The following is a 1,033-nucleotide window of genomic DNA, read 5'->3' on the forward strand; positions in this document are numbered from 1 at the left end:
AACGCGCCGGAAGAAAAAGCGCGTGGTATCACCATCAACACCTCTCACGTTGAATACGATACCCCGACTCGCCACTACGCGCACGTTGACTGCCCGGGGCACGCCGACTACGTGAAAAACATGATAACCGGCGCGGCTCAGATGGACGGCGCTATCCTGGTTGTTGCCGCGACTGACGGCCCGATGCCGCAGACCCGTGAGCACATCCTGCTGGGTCGCCAGGTAGGCGTTCCGTACATCATCGTGTTCCTGAACAAGTGCGACATGGTTGATGACGAAGAGCTGCTGGAACTGGTAGAGATGGAAGTTCGCGAGCTGCTGTCTCAGTACGACTTCCCGGGCGACGACACGCCGATCGTGCGCGGTTCTGCGCTTAAAGCGCTGGAAGGCGACGCACAGTGGGAAGAGAAAATCATCGAACTGGCGGGCTTCCTGGATACCTACATCCCGGAGCCGGAGCGCGCGATTGACAAGCCGTTCCTGCTGCCTATCGAAGACGTCTTCTCCATCTCCGGTCGTGGTACCGTAGTTACCGGTCGTGTAGAGCGCGGTATCATCAAGGTGGGTGACGAAGTTGAAATCGTGGGCATCAAAGACACCGCGAAAACCACCTGTACCGGCGTTGAAATGTTCCGCAAACTGCTGGACGAAGGCCGTGCGGGCGAGAACTGCGGCGTACTGCTGCGTGGTACCAAGCGTGATGAAATCCAGCGTGGCCAGGTACTGGCTAAGCCGGGCACCATCAAGCCGCACACCAAATTCGAATCTGAAGTGTACATCCTGTCCAAAGACGAAGGCGGCCGTCATACGCCGTTCTTCAAAGGCTACCGTCCGCAGTTCTACTTCCGTACAACGGACGTGACGGGCACCATCGAACTGCCGGAAGGCGTTGAGATGGTAATGCCGGGCGACAACATCAAAATGGTTGTTACCCTGATTCACCCGATCGCAATGGATGACGGTCTGCGTTTCGCAATCCGCGAAGGCGGCCGTACCGTTGGCGCGGGCGTGGTTGCTAAAGTTCTCGGCTAAG

Annotated in this window: 1 protein-coding gene; it reads left to right on the forward strand. The window is 57.9% G+C overall.

Features of this window, described 5'->3' with window-relative positions:
• Nucleotides 1-1,032 (forward strand): elongation factor Tu (tuf, locus tag JJB97_RS18110; protein WP_238715465.1); only part of this gene is annotated, 1,032 nt, incomplete at its 5' end.
• Nucleotide 1,033: the final 1 nt, after the last annotated feature.

Source organism: Tenebrionibacter intestinalis, from assembly GCF_016632365.1.
Lineage (GTDB): Bacteria > Pseudomonadota > Gammaproteobacteria > Enterobacterales > Enterobacteriaceae > Tenebrionibacter > Tenebrionibacter intestinalis.